Origin of the sequence: Bradyrhizobium ontarionense (assembly GCF_021088345.1) — a bacterium.
GTDB lineage: Bacteria > Pseudomonadota > Alphaproteobacteria > Rhizobiales > Xanthobacteraceae > Bradyrhizobium > Bradyrhizobium ontarionense.
This window is the reverse complement of sequence record NZ_CP088156.1, coordinates 3,096,866-3,109,985: the sequence shown is the minus strand read 5'-3', so window position 1 is coordinate 3,109,985 and position 13,120 is coordinate 3,096,866. Positions and strand designations below refer to the sequence as shown.

Sequence of the window (13,120 nt, the reverse complement as noted above, 5' to 3'; positions counted from 1 at the left end):
CCAGCCGTTCATGCGTTTCACGTCCCTGGTTGTCGAACTGATCCGCGCGCGGCCGCGGCTGGTGGTCGTGATCGTGGTGTTATGCCAGGCCATGCTGTGGCTCGGCGTCGCCATGGTGCTCTATCGCAGCCCTCCGGGCGAGCTTGCGACCTCCCTCGCGTTCGGCCGGGAGTACCAGGTCGGCACCGATCTGGGGCCGCCGCTGTCGTTCTGGCTTGCCGACATCGCCTATCGCGCCGCCGGCAACCATTTGTTCGGTGTCTACCTCCTTTCCGTGCTGTGCTCGGCCCTGACGTTGTGGGGCGTGTATCTGCTGGCGCGCGCGATCGTCGGCGGCCAGCAGGCGGTACTGGCCGTGCTGCTGACGATGACCATCACTGCGTTCGGCGTTCCGACCCTCGAATTCGGTCCTGACGTGCTGGCGCGTCCGCTCTGGGCGCTGTTGCTGCTCCACAGCTGGCAGATCCTCGGGCTGGGCCGGCGCAATGCCTGGTTCGCCTGGTCGATCGAAGCCGGATTGCTGTTGCTAACCACGTCGGCCGCGATCGGGCTGCTGCTCCTGATCGCGGGCTTCGTGGTCTCGACCGTGCAGGGCCGTCGGGTGTTGCGATCGTTCGATCCGCTGTTCGCGCTGCTCGTGGTGCTGGTGCTGGCGCTGCCCTATCTCATCTTCGTGCTGCGGGCCGACAGTGTCGGGCTACCCGCGCTGCCTCCGCTTGCGGAGCTCGCGGTGCGCGCCAGGCATTGGCTCACACTTGGCGGTGGGCTGCTGCTGGCGATCTCGGCCGTTCTGCTTCTGGTCCTGCTGGATGCCAACTGGCCTGGCCGCAGCGAAACCGACGCGCCGATCATCTATCGTCCACCGGTGCCGCCGCTCGGGCGCGATTTCGTCTACTGCTTCGCGATCGCGCCGGCGGTGGCCGGCAGCCTGATCTCGGGTCTGTTCGGCCTGCCCACCGTGCTCGGAGGGCCTGCGGTCACGCTGATGATGGTCGGCCTTGCCATGGTGGTCGCGTCAGGCGACTTGATCTACCTGCGGCGCCAGCGGCTCCTGCGTGCGGTGTGGGCGGCCGCGATTGCGGCGCCCGCCATTCTCGTCGCCGGCAGCGCGGTCGTGCTGCCCTGGGCCGGCGACGGCGAGGTCGTGACCGCGATGCCGGCCCGCGACATCGCCCGCTTCTTCGTCGACAGCTTCGAGCGCCGCACCAATCAGCGGCTGCAGGCCGTCGCCGGCGACCCGCAACTGGCGAGTCTGATTTCGCTCGGCCGCCGCCGGGCGCACCTCTTCCTCGATGCCGCCCCGCAACGGACGCCTTGGCTGACGGCCGCCAAATTCGCCGAGAGCGGCGGCATCGTGGTTTGGCGCGCGTCCGATACGGCGGGCACGCCGCCGCCGGAGGTGATCAGTCGCTTTCCGGGCCTCGTGCCCGAGGTGCCGCGCAGCTTCGACTGGCTGGTCAACGGCCGGCAGCCGCTGCTGCGGGTCGGCTGGGCCATCGTCCGGCCGAAGGGGCCGTGATGTGATCGATCGAAGGGATGGTTGGGAGCAGCCGGCATGGACCTGAACCCCCCTGATGGCTCTCGGATCACGATCTCCGGGGGAGGGGTGCATCCGATCATCCGCATTCCCCAGGCCGGCAGCCCGACGCGCTATTTCGGCGGGCTGTTTCTGCTGTTCTGGCTTGGCGGCTGGGCCGTGGGATGGACCTCCGCCTGGTCCAAGATCACGTCCGGGCAAGGTTCCGCATTTCTCGTGTTCTGGCTTGGCGCCTGGACCATCGGCGGCATCTTCGCCGCTGCGACCGGGTATCGTTCGTTTCGTCCGACCGTTCCCGAGACCCTCGCCCTCAGTCGGAGCAGCCTGTCTTACGATTCAGGCGTTGCCCCATTCGAATTCAACAATGGCGAGCAGGGCCGGTCGAAGGGAGTCCGCGACGGCTTCAGAACGCTGTTTCCGAAGCGAATTCGGATTGAGCTGACGCAAAGGCAGCTCCAGTCGCTGCGCCTCCGGGAGACCGATTCGGGCAACCGCCTCACGGTCGATGCTGGTGCCGAGCGTCTTGATCTTGCGCGAGGCGCCAGTGAGATCGAACGCGAGTGGCTCGCGCATTACCTGGCGCGCCGTTATGGGCTTTCGCAGATCACTGCGCCCGCAGCCGAGACCTGAACTCGGGGCGCCGCGGGCATCAGGCCGGCAACACCTTTGCGATCGCGCGCAGGTCCTGCCACGACAACCGCTTGTAGGATGGCGAGCGCAGAAGATAGGCGGGATGGAACGTCGCGATCGCGCGGATGGTCCGTTTTCCGGTGTCGTAGTCGCGCCATTTGCCGCGCGTGCGCATGATGCCTTCGGTCGTCCCGAGCAACGCCTGGGTCGACGGATTGCCGAGCGTCACCAGCACGTCGGGATCGACCAGCTCGATCTGGCGGCGGATGAAGGGCAGGCAGATCTGCGTCTCCTGCGGCGTCGGCGTCCGGTTGCCCGGCGGCCGCCACGGGATGACGTTGGCGATATAGACCTTGCTGCGGTCGAGCCCGATGGCGCTGATCATGCGGTCGAGCAGCTTGCCGGAGCGGCCGACGAAGGGCAGCCCCTCGATGTCCTCGTCACGGCCCGGCGCCTCGCCCACCAGCATGATGCGCGCCTGCGGATTGCCGTCGGCGAACACCAGCCGTGAAGCGGTTTGCTTCAGCGAACAGCCGTCGAAGGTCTCGAGCAGAGCACGCAGCGCCTCCAGGGTCGGCGCGGTGCGCGCGGCCTCGCGGGCCGAGGCGATCGCTGTCTCCGGCGGGGGCGGCGGTTCGCCGCGGGGCGGAATGACCGCCGGCGCTGCCAGCCTGCCGGCCGGCGCCGCCGCGGTCTGGCGGGCGACAGCGGCGGGCGCAGGCATCGCCTCGGGCTCCACCAGCCGATTGATAGGCTCGTCGGCGAGCGCGCAATCGACCCCGGCCTCCAGATAGAAGGCGAGCAGTTGCCGGACGTCGGGGAGGGGCTCGAGGGTCATCATGATCGGTCGATACGTCTGTTTACGCCGCATTGGCGCATGACGGAATGCATTTCCGTGGTTGTCCTGCCCGGAAAAATCGGAAACAAGGGATTGGAATGACCCAAAAAAAGGGACGGAACGCCCTAGTGCAGCGGATTTGACGTTTGCATCTCCCCGCCGCGAGATCGCCGTGCAAATTTCAAATCCAAAGCTGCAATAGCAACAATAACTTAGCTAGTCCTTTGGCGCCGACATTCGCTGAAGTGCCGCCCGGAGGGGGGATGCGAATGTTGATGCCGGAACACTAGCCGGGCCTGAGATCGAGAAACATGAGCACCGAAGAATTGCCCCCGCGCGAATCCATGGAGTTCGACGTCGTCATCGTCGGCGCCGGCCCCTCGGGCCTGACCGCTGCGATCCGCCTGAAGCAGCTCAACGCCGACCTCAACATCGTCGTCGTCGAGAAAGGCTCCGAGGTCGGCGCGCACATTCTGTCGGGTGCGGTGATCGATCCGGTCGCGCTCGACAGACTGATCCCGGACTGGCGTTCGGACGACGATTGCCCGCTCAAGACGCAGGTCAAGATCGACAAGTTCTTCTGGATGACCGAGAGCAGTGCGATCGCGCTGCCGGGCTTCGCGATGCCGCCACTGATGGACAATCATCATTGCTACATCGGCTCGCTCGGCAATGTCTGCCGCTGGCTGTCGCGCAAGGCGGAAGCGCTCGGCGTCGAGATCTATCCCGGCTTCGCCGCGACCGAAGTGCTCTACGACGACAATGGCGCCGTGCGCGGTATCGCGACCGGCGACATGGGCGTCGCCAAGGACGGCTCGCACAAGTCCTCGTTCACGCGCGGCATGGAGCTGCTCGGCAAATACACGCTGTTCGCGGAAGGGGCGCGCGGCAGCCTGTCCAAGCAGCTGATTGCGAAATTCGCATTGGACTCGAACAGCGAGCCGCCGAAATTCGGCATCGGTCTCAAGGAAGTCTGGCAGATCGATCCCGCCAAGCATCAGAAGGGGCTGATTCAGCACTCCTTCGGCTGGCCGCTCGACATGAACACCGGCGGCGGCTCGTTCCTCTATCACTACGACGACAACCTCGTCGCAGTCGGCTTCGTCGTTCACCTGAACTACAACGATCCCTATTTGTCGCCGTTCGAGGAGTTCCAACGCTTCAAGACGCACCCTTCGATCCGGGGCGTGTTCGAAGGCGGCAAGCGGCTCGCCTATGGCGCCCGCGCCATCACCGAAGGCGGCTATCAGTCGGTGCCGCGGCTGTCGTTTGCCGGCGGCGCGCTGATCGGCTGCGCCGCAGGCTTCGTCAACGTGCCGCGCATCAAGGGCGTGCACAACGCGATAGGCAGCGCCATGCTCGCGGCCGAGCATGTGAACGCCGCGCTCGCGGCCGGGCGCGCCAATGATGAACTGGTCGACTACGAGAACGCCTGGCGCGACTCCCCGGTCGGCAAGGACCTGTTCACGGTCCGCAACGTCAAGCCGCTGTGGTCGAAGTTCGGGACCGTGCTGGGCGTCGTGCTGGGCGGCTTCGACATGTGGTGCAACACGCTCGGCTTCTCGCTGTTCGGCACCCAGTCGCACGGCAAGCTCGATCGCGCGACCCTCGATCCGGCCAAGGCGCATCAGCCCAAACCGGCGATGAAGCCGGACGGCAAGCTGACGTTCGATCGGTTGTCCTCGGTGTTCCTGTCCAACACCAATCACGAGGAAGACCAGCCGGTGCATCTGAAGGTCGCCGACATGGCGCTCCAGAAGAGCTCGGAGCACGACGTCTATGCCGGGCCGTCCAACCGCTACTGCCCTGCGGGCGTCTATGAATGGGTCGAGGACGGCACCAGCCCACGCTTCGTCATCAACGCGCAGAATTGCGTCCACTGCAAGACATGCGACGTCAAGGATCCCAATGGCAACATCACCTGGGTTCCTCCGGAGGGCAGCGGCGGGCCGAACTACGAAGCCATGTAGCGCGGATTAACGCACGATTGCGTGAGGCGGTCGCCCCGGGAGGGGTGACCGGCCACGATACGGCCATACTGCCGCGGTTTGACGCAGGTGACCTTTGCCAAAGGGGCTACCGGCTGACCCGAATATCCTGCAGATCCTTGCGGTTGGCCGCTAAACGCGGCATTGTCGGCGCCTTGAAGAGCTGCCGACCGGGTTTGTGTCCGAGACGACCAGTCCTTTCCAACAATCAGAGCGCACCGTGATGTTATCAATTCGTTGCAATCGCTGGACCGCCGTTGCCGTTGCTGCCTTGCTGCTCCCCGGTACCGTCCTGGCCCAGACGCCGGATCACCCGGCGGATAACACCGCGAAATTTCCGACCGGCGTCGATCTGAAGGCGCTCACCACGTCCGGCAGCTATCTGGCGGCGCGCCATGCCAGTGTCGAGCGCGATGCGGCCTCCGCAGCTGCGTTCTACCGTTCGGCGCTGCGCAGCGATCCCAAGAACAACGAGCTGCTCGATCGTGCCTTCATCTCGTCGGTCGCCGACGGCGACATCGACGAAGCCGTCAAGCTCGCCGAACGCGTGCTCACGGTCGACAAGTCGAACCGCATCGCGCGGCTGGTCGTCGGCGTGCAGGACATCAAGCAGAAGAAGTACGCTGCAGCCCAGACCAACATCAACCAGTCCGTGCGCGGTCCGATCACGGATCTGGTCGCGACCCTGCTGTCGGCGTGGGCAGCTGCGGGCGCCGGCGACGCCAAGACCGCGGTCGCCAACATCGACAAGCTGACGGGCCCCGAATGGTACCCGCTGTTCAAGGACCTGCATGCCGGCATGATCTGGGAGCTGGCCGGCAAGGACAAGGAAGCCGGCGTGCGCTTCGAGCGCGCCTACAAGCTCGACGATTCGATGCTGCGCATCACCGAAGCCTATGCGCACTGGCTGTCGCGCAACAAGGATGCGGCGGCGGCGACCGCGATCTACGAGGCCTTCGACAAGAAGCTCGCGCGTCACCCGCTGGTGCAGGACGGCCTGCGTGAGATCAAGGCCGGCAAGAAGCTGCCGCCGCTGATCGATTCGGCGCAGGCCGGCGCTGCCGAAGCGCTGTACGGCATCGGCGCGACGCTGAGCCGCCGCGGCGGCGAGGATCTCGCCCTGGTCTATCTGCAGCTCGCGCTGCATCTGCAGCCGAATCATCCGTTGGCGCTGCTGTCGCTGGCCGATCTCTACGAGACCGTGAAGAAGCCGCAGATGGCGATCAAGGTCTATGAGCGGGTGCCGGCAAGCTCGCCGCTCAAGCGCAACGCGCAGATCCAGCTCGCAACCGATCTCGACAGCGCCGACCGCGGCGACGAGGCGATCAAGATTCTCAAGGACGTGATCGCCCAGGATTCGAAGGATCTCGAAGGGATCATGGCGCTCGGCAACGTCGAGCGCGGCCGCAAGAAATTCGCCGATTGCGCCAAGACCTATTCGCTCGGCGTCGACGCGCTGCCTGCGAACAACGACAAGGCCAACAGCGTCTATTACTACTATCGCGGCATCTGCCTGGAGCGCTCCAAGCAGTGGCCCAAGGCCGAAGCCGACATGCGCAAGGCGCTCGAGCTGCAGCCCGATCAGCCCCACGTGCTCAACTATCTCGGCTATTCCTGGATCGACCAGGGCGTCAACCTCGACGAAGGCATGAAGATGATCAAGCGCGCCGTCGAGCAGCGGCCGGACGATGGCTACATCGTCGACTCGCTCGGCTGGGCCTATTATCGCATCGGTAACTACGAAGAGGCGGTGAAGAACCTCGAGCGCGCGATCGATCTGAAGCCCGAGGACCCGACCATCAACGACCATCTCGGCGACGCCTATTGGCGTATCGGCCGCAAGCTGGAAGCGAAGTTCCAGTGGGCCCATGCCCGTGACCTGAAGCCGGAGGCTGAAGAGCTGCCGAAGATCGAGGCCAAGATCCAGAACGGCCTGACCGACGATCCCGCTCCGGCGGCAGCGAGCGCGGACACCAAGGACGCACCGTCCGACGCCAAGAAGGACGACGGCAAGGGCGGCTAAGTCGCCGCTCAATCTTGGGGGACTTTGCGCCGATGTTGGCGTCCAGCAATCAAGGCGCGCTTCGCGAGACGGGGCGCGCCAAAGTCAATCTGACCCTGCGCGTCGTCGGCCGCAGGGGCGACGGCTACCATGATCTCGAAAGCGTCGTCGCCTTCGCCGACTGTGCGGATCAGCTCAGCCTCGTGCCCGGTTCCGAGCTGACGCTGACCACGATCGGTCCTCTGGCTGGAGCCTGCGGCGAAACCTCGGACAATCTGGTGCTGAAGGCCGCGCGCCTGCTCAGCGAGGCCGTTCCCGGGCTGGAGCTCGGCGCCTTCACGCTGGAGAAGGTGCTGCCGGTCGCGGCCGGGATCGGCGGCGGTTCGGCCGATGCAGCGGCCGCGCTGCGGCTGCTGGCGCGGCGCAATGGTCTTGCGTTGGATGATCCGCGGCTGGTCGCCGTGGCGCTGCAGACCGGAGCCGACGTGCCGGTCTGCGTCGCGTCACGCGCCTGCACCATGACCGGTGTCGGGGAAAATCTGCTGCCGCTCGATCTGCCGGTGCTGCCGTGCGTGATGATCAATCCGCGCGTGCCGGTGGCGACCAAGGACGTCTTCCAGGCGCTCGGCCTGAAGCCGGGTGAACTTCTGGTCGGCGTGACCGACGTGCTGACGGCGCCGGCGTGGCCAGGGGCCGGTGCGTCGGTCAGCGACTGGGTCGATGCGCTCGGAGAGGTGCGCAACGACCTCGAGCCGCCGGCGCTGAAGGTGCAGCCAATCATCGGCACCGTGCTCGACTCGCTGCGTGCAAGCGGCGGCGTCCTGCTGGCGCGGATGTCCGGCTCAGGCGCGACATGTTTCGCGATCTATGGCAGCGACGCCGATGCAAAGTCCGCCGGCGCACAGATTGCAGCCGCGCACCCCGAGTGGTGGGTGCACGCGGGGACGCTGAGTTAGCTGCGTACAGTCTCCGAGCGCCTGCGCGATACAGCGCCCTCTCCCCTTGCGGGAGAGGGCATCGCCGGCCCATCAACGCACTCGGTTGGGTAAGGGGTATCTCTCCGCAAACAACGCTCGTGGAGGCATACCCCTCACCCGACCGAGTTTGCCGCTCTGTCCGACATGCCCTCGCCCGCAAGGGGAGAGGGCGCAGTCATGAGCACCGCGGTGTACTGGATGCCCGGCCTTCGCGGGGCATGACCGCGTGTGTGTTGGTCACTAATGCGACCGCGCCAAACAGAACGCCACGACCTGCCCGAGCGCCGCCTTCATCGGCGAGGCCGGGAACAGCGCCAGCGCATCGACCGCCATCGCGCCGTAGTGATGCGCGCGGCTGATCGTGTCCTCGAGCGCGCGGTGCTTGTTCATCAGCCCGATCGCATGATCGAGATCATGATCGCTGATCTCGCCGCGTTCCAGCGACTTGATCCAGAACGCGCGCTCGCTGTCGCTGCCCCGGCGGAACGCGAGCACGACCGGAAGCGTGATCTTGCCCTCGCGGAAATCGTCGCCGATGTTCTTGCCGAGCTTGGCGGCCTTGCCGCCATAGTCGAGCACGTCGTCGACGAGCTGGAAGGCGATGCCGAGATTCATGCCGAACGAGCGCGATGCGGCCTGCTCGGCCTTGGGGCGATCGGCGAGCACCGGACCGACCTCGCAGGCGGCCGCGAACAGCTCCGCCGTCTTGCCGCGGATCACGGCGAGATATTCGTCCTCGGTGGTCGCGGTGTTCTTGGCGGCGGCGAGCTGCATCACCTCGCCTTCGGCGATCGTGGCCGCGGCGGCCGACAGGATGTCGAGCGCGCGCAGCGAGCCGACCTCGACCATCATGCGGAACGCCTGCCCGAGCAGGAAGTCGCCGACCAGCACGCTGGCCTCGTTGCCCCACAGCATGCGCGCGGACAATTTGCCCCGGCGCATTTCGCTCTCGTCAACCACGTCGTCATGGAGAAGGGTCGCCGTGTGCATGAATTCGACCGCGGCGGCGAGCTTGATGTGTCCGTCGCCCGGGTATCCCGTGAGGTGCGCCATGGCGAGCGTCAGCATCGGCCGCAGCCGCTTGCCGCCCGAGGAAATCAGGTGATTGGCGACCTCCGGGATCATCGTCACGTCGGAGCCGGTCCGCGACAGAATCGTGGTGTTGACCCGTTCCATGTCGGCTGCGACCAGCCCGACCAGCCCATCGATCGAAGCTCCCGATGGGCTCTCGAAAGGTACGATAACCGCCACGCTGGTCTCCAATTTTGCTATCCTGGCAACGACAATAGAAACTGCCGTTGCACGCGGCAAGGGCAGACACGGAACCTTGACCCAGCCTTCTTTGACACAAGCCGGCACGGAGACATAACGATTGAAGGAATTGGTTCGGACCAACGATATCGTGCTGGTTTCGGCGATCGGGGCGCTGCTCGACGGCGCCAACATCCATCATCTCGTGCTCGACCAGAACATGAGCATCATCGAGGGCTCGCTCGGCATTCTGCCGCGCCGGATCCTGGTCCATGAGGACGACAACGTCGAGGCCCGCCGTCTCCTCACCGAGGCCGGTCTCGCGCATGAACTGCGCGCCGATGAGTGACGCCGCCGACATCTCCGAAGACGCCGTGCTCGGTGGCCGGCTGCGGCTGCGGCAGCCGACCTCGGGGCATCGCGCCGGCCATGATGCAATCCTGCTCGCGGCGGCCACGGCCGCGCGCCCGGGCGATCGCGTGGTCGACCTCGGCGCCGGGGTCGGAACGGCCGGGCTGGCGCTGGCCAGGCGGGTGGATGGCGTCGCACTGACGCTGGTCGAGCGCGAGCCGGGTCTGGCGAGCCTTGCGCGCGACAATGCACGCGCCAACGAACTGCAGGCGGATGTCGCCGTGCTCGATGTGGCTGCGGACGCCGCCGCCTTCGCCGCCGCCGGGCTCGGGTCCGACAGTGTCGACGTGGTCCTGATGAATCCGCCCTTCCATGACGCCGCGCGTCATCGTGCCTCACCCGATGCGACCCGCGCGGCTGCCCATATGTCCACCGCGACGACGCTGGAGATCTGGACGCAGGCGGCGCGACGGATGCTGAAATCAGGTGGTGTGCTGACGCTGATCTGGCGTGCGGATGGCTTGGGGGAGGTTCTGGCGGCGCTGACGCGCGGCTTCGGCAGCCTAGCCGTTCAACCCGTTCACGGCCATCCGGCGCGGCCGGCCATTCGTATTCTGGTGAGGGCCGTCAAGGGAGGCCGGGCGCCGACCCAAATGCTCGCGGGTGTGATGCTGAATGAGGCGGCAGGCGGACCGAGCGACGAGGTGGTACGCGTGCTGGAGGGGCAGGGGGCGCTGGCCTTGGCCGGCCCCCTGAACGGTTGATGGGGGTCAGACGTTATTGCGTCTGCGCTTCGGATTGGCGTTCGGTTACCGTCGTGAAACGGATCGCCGTCAATAGAGTACCGATCAGCAGCATCAACAGGTAGGCCTTCATGAATTCCTCCGCCGCTCTCTGCAACTTGGCTCGCCGTGCAATTGCCCAGGCCATTGCAAGGCTCGTTCCAGCCCTTTGAATGGCAGCGGCGCGATAAAAAGTGGTTAATCCGAGGTAACAGGATGGTGGACGATTTGACACAACCAGGTGATGTGGCGGGGCCTTTCGATCGGTTGAAGGCGCTGCTTCCAGCAAGGCTGCGCGGCGCACCGGTGGTGCCCGTCGTTCGCCTGTCCGGCGTGATCGGCGCGGTGACGCCGCTGCGTCCGGGGCTGACGCTTGCCGGCGTTGCCAAGATGCTGGAGCGTGCGTTTTCGATGCGCAACGCCAAGGCGGTGGCGCTGGTCATCAATTCGCCCGGCGGCTCGCCGGTGCAGTCGCGCCAGATCTATCTGCGCATCCGCCAGCTCGCGACCGAGAAGAAGCTTCCGGTGCTGGTGTTCGTCGAGGATGTCGCCGCGTCCGGCGGCTACATGATCGCCTGCGCGGGCGACGAGATCTTCTGCGATCCGTCCTCGATCCTGGGCTCGATCGGCGTGGTCGGCGGCTCGTTCGGACTGCAGGATCTGATCAAGAAGATCGGCATCGAGCGCCGGCTCTATACCGCCGGCGAGCACAAGGCGATGCTCGATCCATTTCTGCCCGAGAATCCTGATGACGTGGCGCGGCTGAAGAACATCCAGCGCGAGATCCACGCGCTGTTCATCTCGCTGGTCAAGGAGAGCCGCAGCGCCCGGCTGAAAGGCGCCGACGATATGCTGTTCACCGGGGAATACTGGGCCGGCGACACCGCCGTGACACTCGGGCTTGCCGACGCCATCGGCGACCTGCGCGCGGTGCTGCGGGCCCGGTTCGGCGACAAGGTCGCCATGCCCGTAGTGGCGCCGGCCGCAGGGCTGCTGTCGGGCCTCCTTGGCCGTCGCTCGCCGGGCGCGGGCAGCCTGGAATTTGGCAACCTTGGGCTCGGCTGGGCGGGCCTGGCCGAGGAGCTGATCTCCGCGGTCGAAACCAGGGCGATATGGGCCCGATTCGGGTTCTGAACCCGGTAAATGGCTGCGCCATTTCGCCCCTCGCAATCCGGATTGCGGGGGGAACCGGGATCGGCGAGAATACGAATCAGGGGTGGCGCTTCTCATGAACAAGGATCGACCGATGCCGCCGTTCGTTGCATTCGCGGGTATGCTGGGCGGACTTGCTGCGGTTCGCTGGGTCTACAAGACCGCGCAGAAGATCAACCGGGAGCTCGAAGAGGCGCGACTGTCGCGCGCCGCCGAGGTCGCGCAGACCGCCGAGATCAAGACGCTGCGCCGCGATCCCGTGACGGGCGCCTACCGGCCGGGCTGACCCGTCCTGCTGATCCCGAAACGGCGGCCTGTTCGCCGCCGTTTTCGCAGGTCCCTATTGCCTTGATTCCTGTTGCCCCCGCCGATACGGTCCGCGCGCTTTTCGACCCCCCGCGAAAGACCGATATCGACGATGGATTCGCTGCCTCTGCACATGCGCCCCGAACGTTCGTTCCAGGGCTTCATCCTGGCCCTGCAACGGTTCTGGGCCGAGCAGGGCTGCGTGATCCTGCAGCCCTACGACATGGAGATGGGCGCCGGCACATTCCATCCGGCGACGACCCTGCGTGCGCTTGGGCCGAAGCCGTGGAATGCCGCCTATGTGCAGCCCTCGCGCCGGCCGAAGGACGGCCGCTACGGCGAAAATCCGAACCGGATGCAGCACTACTACCAGTTCCAGGTGATCATGAAGCCGTCGCCGCCGAACCTCCAGGAGCTGTACCTGAAGTCGCTGGGCGCGATCGGCATCGACGCCGCCGTGCACGACATCCGCTTCGTCGAGGACGATTGGGAAAGCCCGACGCTCGGCGCCTGGGGCCTGGGCTGGGAGTGCTGGTGCGACGGCATGGAGGTGTCGCAGTTCACCTACTTCCAGCAGGTCGCGGGCTTCGAATGTGCGCCGGTGGCGGGCGAGCTCACCTACGGGCTCGAGCGCCTGGCGATGTACGTCCAGGGCGTCGACCGCGTCTACGACCTCAACTTCAACGGTCGCGACGGCGACGCCAAGGTCACCTATGGCGATGTCTTCCTGCAGGCCGAGCGGGAATATTCCCGGCACAATTTCGAGCATGCCGACACCGACATGCTGTTCGAGCAGTTCAAGATGGCCGAGGGCGCCTGCCGCAAATATCTCGCCGCCGGCTGGCAAGAAAATTCAAAGCTGGGCAACCGCAAGGAGCACCTGATGGCGCTGCCGGCCTATGACCAGTGCATCAAGGCCAGCCACGTCTTCAACCTGCTCGACGCCCGCGGCGTCATCTCCGTCACCGAGCGCCAGAGCTACATCCTGCGCGTCCGCGAGCTCGCCAAGGCCTGCGGCGAGGCCTGGCTGCATACGGAAGCGGGCGGGGTAGGAGCGTGAGCCGGTACAAGCGCAAAGGCTGACTCTTCACCCTCCCCTGGAGGGGGAGGGTCGGCACGCGATCGAGCGAAGCGAGATGCGTGCCGGGGTGGGGTGATCTCTCGGCTGGAGCACTGTTTATAATGGATAGACTGTCACCCCACCCCGATTGCTCATGCATTCGCATGAGCAATCGACCCTCCCCCTCAAGGGGAGGGTGGCCCTGCGCTCGTGGGTGGACATCATACGATCGCCCTGCCCTGAAGG

12 protein-coding genes are annotated in these 13,120 nt (G+C 65.9%); 10 read left to right on the top strand and 2 right to left on the bottom strand.

The annotated features are described in order from the left end of the window. The first annotated feature begins 10 nt into the window (after nucleotides 1-10). Entirely contained in the window at nucleotides 11-1,519 is a 1,509-nt protein-coding gene (locus LQG66_RS14055; RefSeq protein ID WP_231326810.1) for a glycosyltransferase family 39 protein, read from the top strand. A 36-nt stretch (nucleotides 1,520-1,555) separates the two neighbouring features. Continuing rightward, nucleotides 1,556-2,167 carry a hypothetical protein gene (locus tag LQG66_RS14050; RefSeq protein WP_231326809.1) on the top strand — a complete coding sequence of 204 codons (612 nt, stop codon included), beginning with the start codon at nucleotides 1,556-1,558 and terminating at the stop codon, nucleotides 2,165-2,167. 19 nt (nucleotides 2,168-2,186) lie between these two features. On the opposite strand, the gene LQG66_RS14045 is transcribed toward LQG66_RS14050, so the two are convergent. Continuing rightward, nucleotides 2,187-3,005, bottom strand: coding sequence for a uracil-DNA glycosylase (locus LQG66_RS14045; protein ID WP_231326808.1), 819 nt, complete (start codon nucleotides 3,003-3,005; stop codon nucleotides 2,187-2,189). Nucleotides 3,006-3,316: 311 nt separating this feature from the next. Between LQG66_RS14045 and LQG66_RS14040 the strand changes: the two genes are divergently transcribed. The 3 genes from LQG66_RS14040 (at nucleotide 3,317) to LQG66_RS14030 (ending at nucleotide 7,951) form a co-directional block, all read left to right on the top strand. Beyond that, complete coding sequence (locus LQG66_RS14040; protein ID WP_231326807.1) at nucleotides 3,317-4,975, top strand: electron transfer flavoprotein-ubiquinone oxidoreductase; 1,659 nt, start codon at nucleotides 3,317-3,319, stop codon at nucleotides 4,973-4,975. 241 nt (nucleotides 4,976-5,216) lie between these two features. Then, nucleotides 5,217-7,016, top strand: coding sequence for a tetratricopeptide repeat protein (locus LQG66_RS14035; RefSeq protein ID WP_231326806.1), 1,800 nt, complete (start codon nucleotides 5,217-5,219; stop codon nucleotides 7,014-7,016). A gap of 32 nt (nucleotides 7,017-7,048) precedes the next feature. Further along, nucleotides 7,049-7,951, top strand: a complete 903-nt coding sequence (locus LQG66_RS14030) for a 4-(cytidine 5'-diphospho)-2-C-methyl-D-erythritol kinase (RefSeq protein WP_231326805.1) — start codon at nucleotides 7,049-7,051, stop codon at nucleotides 7,949-7,951. Between the two features lie 261 nt (nucleotides 7,952-8,212). On the opposite strand, the gene LQG66_RS14025 is transcribed toward LQG66_RS14030, so the two are convergent. Further along, nucleotides 8,213-9,223, bottom strand: a complete 1,011-nt coding sequence (locus tag LQG66_RS14025; protein ID WP_231326804.1) for a polyprenyl synthetase family protein — start codon at nucleotides 9,221-9,223, stop codon at nucleotides 8,213-8,215. Nucleotides 9,224-9,344: 121 nt separating this feature from the next. On the opposite strand from LQG66_RS14025, the gene LQG66_RS14020 reads away from it, so the two are divergent. From LQG66_RS14020 to LQG66_RS14000, 5 genes are all read left to right on the top strand, one after another. Then, a complete protein-coding gene (locus tag LQG66_RS14020; protein WP_231326803.1) occupies nucleotides 9,345-9,572 on the top strand; it encodes a putative signal transducing protein in 228 nt (75 codons plus the stop codon). Beyond that, complete coding sequence (locus LQG66_RS14015; RefSeq protein WP_231326802.1) at nucleotides 9,565-10,338, top strand: tRNA1(Val) (adenine(37)-N6)-methyltransferase; 774 nt, start codon at nucleotides 9,565-9,567, stop codon at nucleotides 10,336-10,338. The genes LQG66_RS14020 and LQG66_RS14015 overlap by 8 nt, the downstream gene beginning before the upstream one ends. 234 nt (nucleotides 10,339-10,572) lie before the next feature. Then, nucleotides 10,573-11,490 carry a S49 family peptidase gene (locus tag LQG66_RS14010; RefSeq protein ID WP_231326801.1) on the top strand — a complete coding sequence of 306 codons (918 nt, stop codon included), beginning with the start codon at nucleotides 10,573-10,575 and terminating at the stop codon, nucleotides 11,488-11,490. Between the two features lie 112 nt (nucleotides 11,491-11,602). Beyond that, nucleotides 11,603-11,794, top strand: coding sequence for a hypothetical protein (locus tag LQG66_RS14005; RefSeq protein WP_015668569.1), 192 nt, complete (start codon nucleotides 11,603-11,605; stop codon nucleotides 11,792-11,794). Nucleotides 11,795-11,926: 132 nt separating this feature from the next. After that, nucleotides 11,927-12,874, top strand: coding sequence for a glycine--tRNA ligase subunit alpha (locus LQG66_RS14000; RefSeq protein ID WP_231326800.1), 948 nt, complete (start codon nucleotides 11,927-11,929; stop codon nucleotides 12,872-12,874). Nucleotides 12,875-13,120 lie beyond the last annotated feature (246 nt).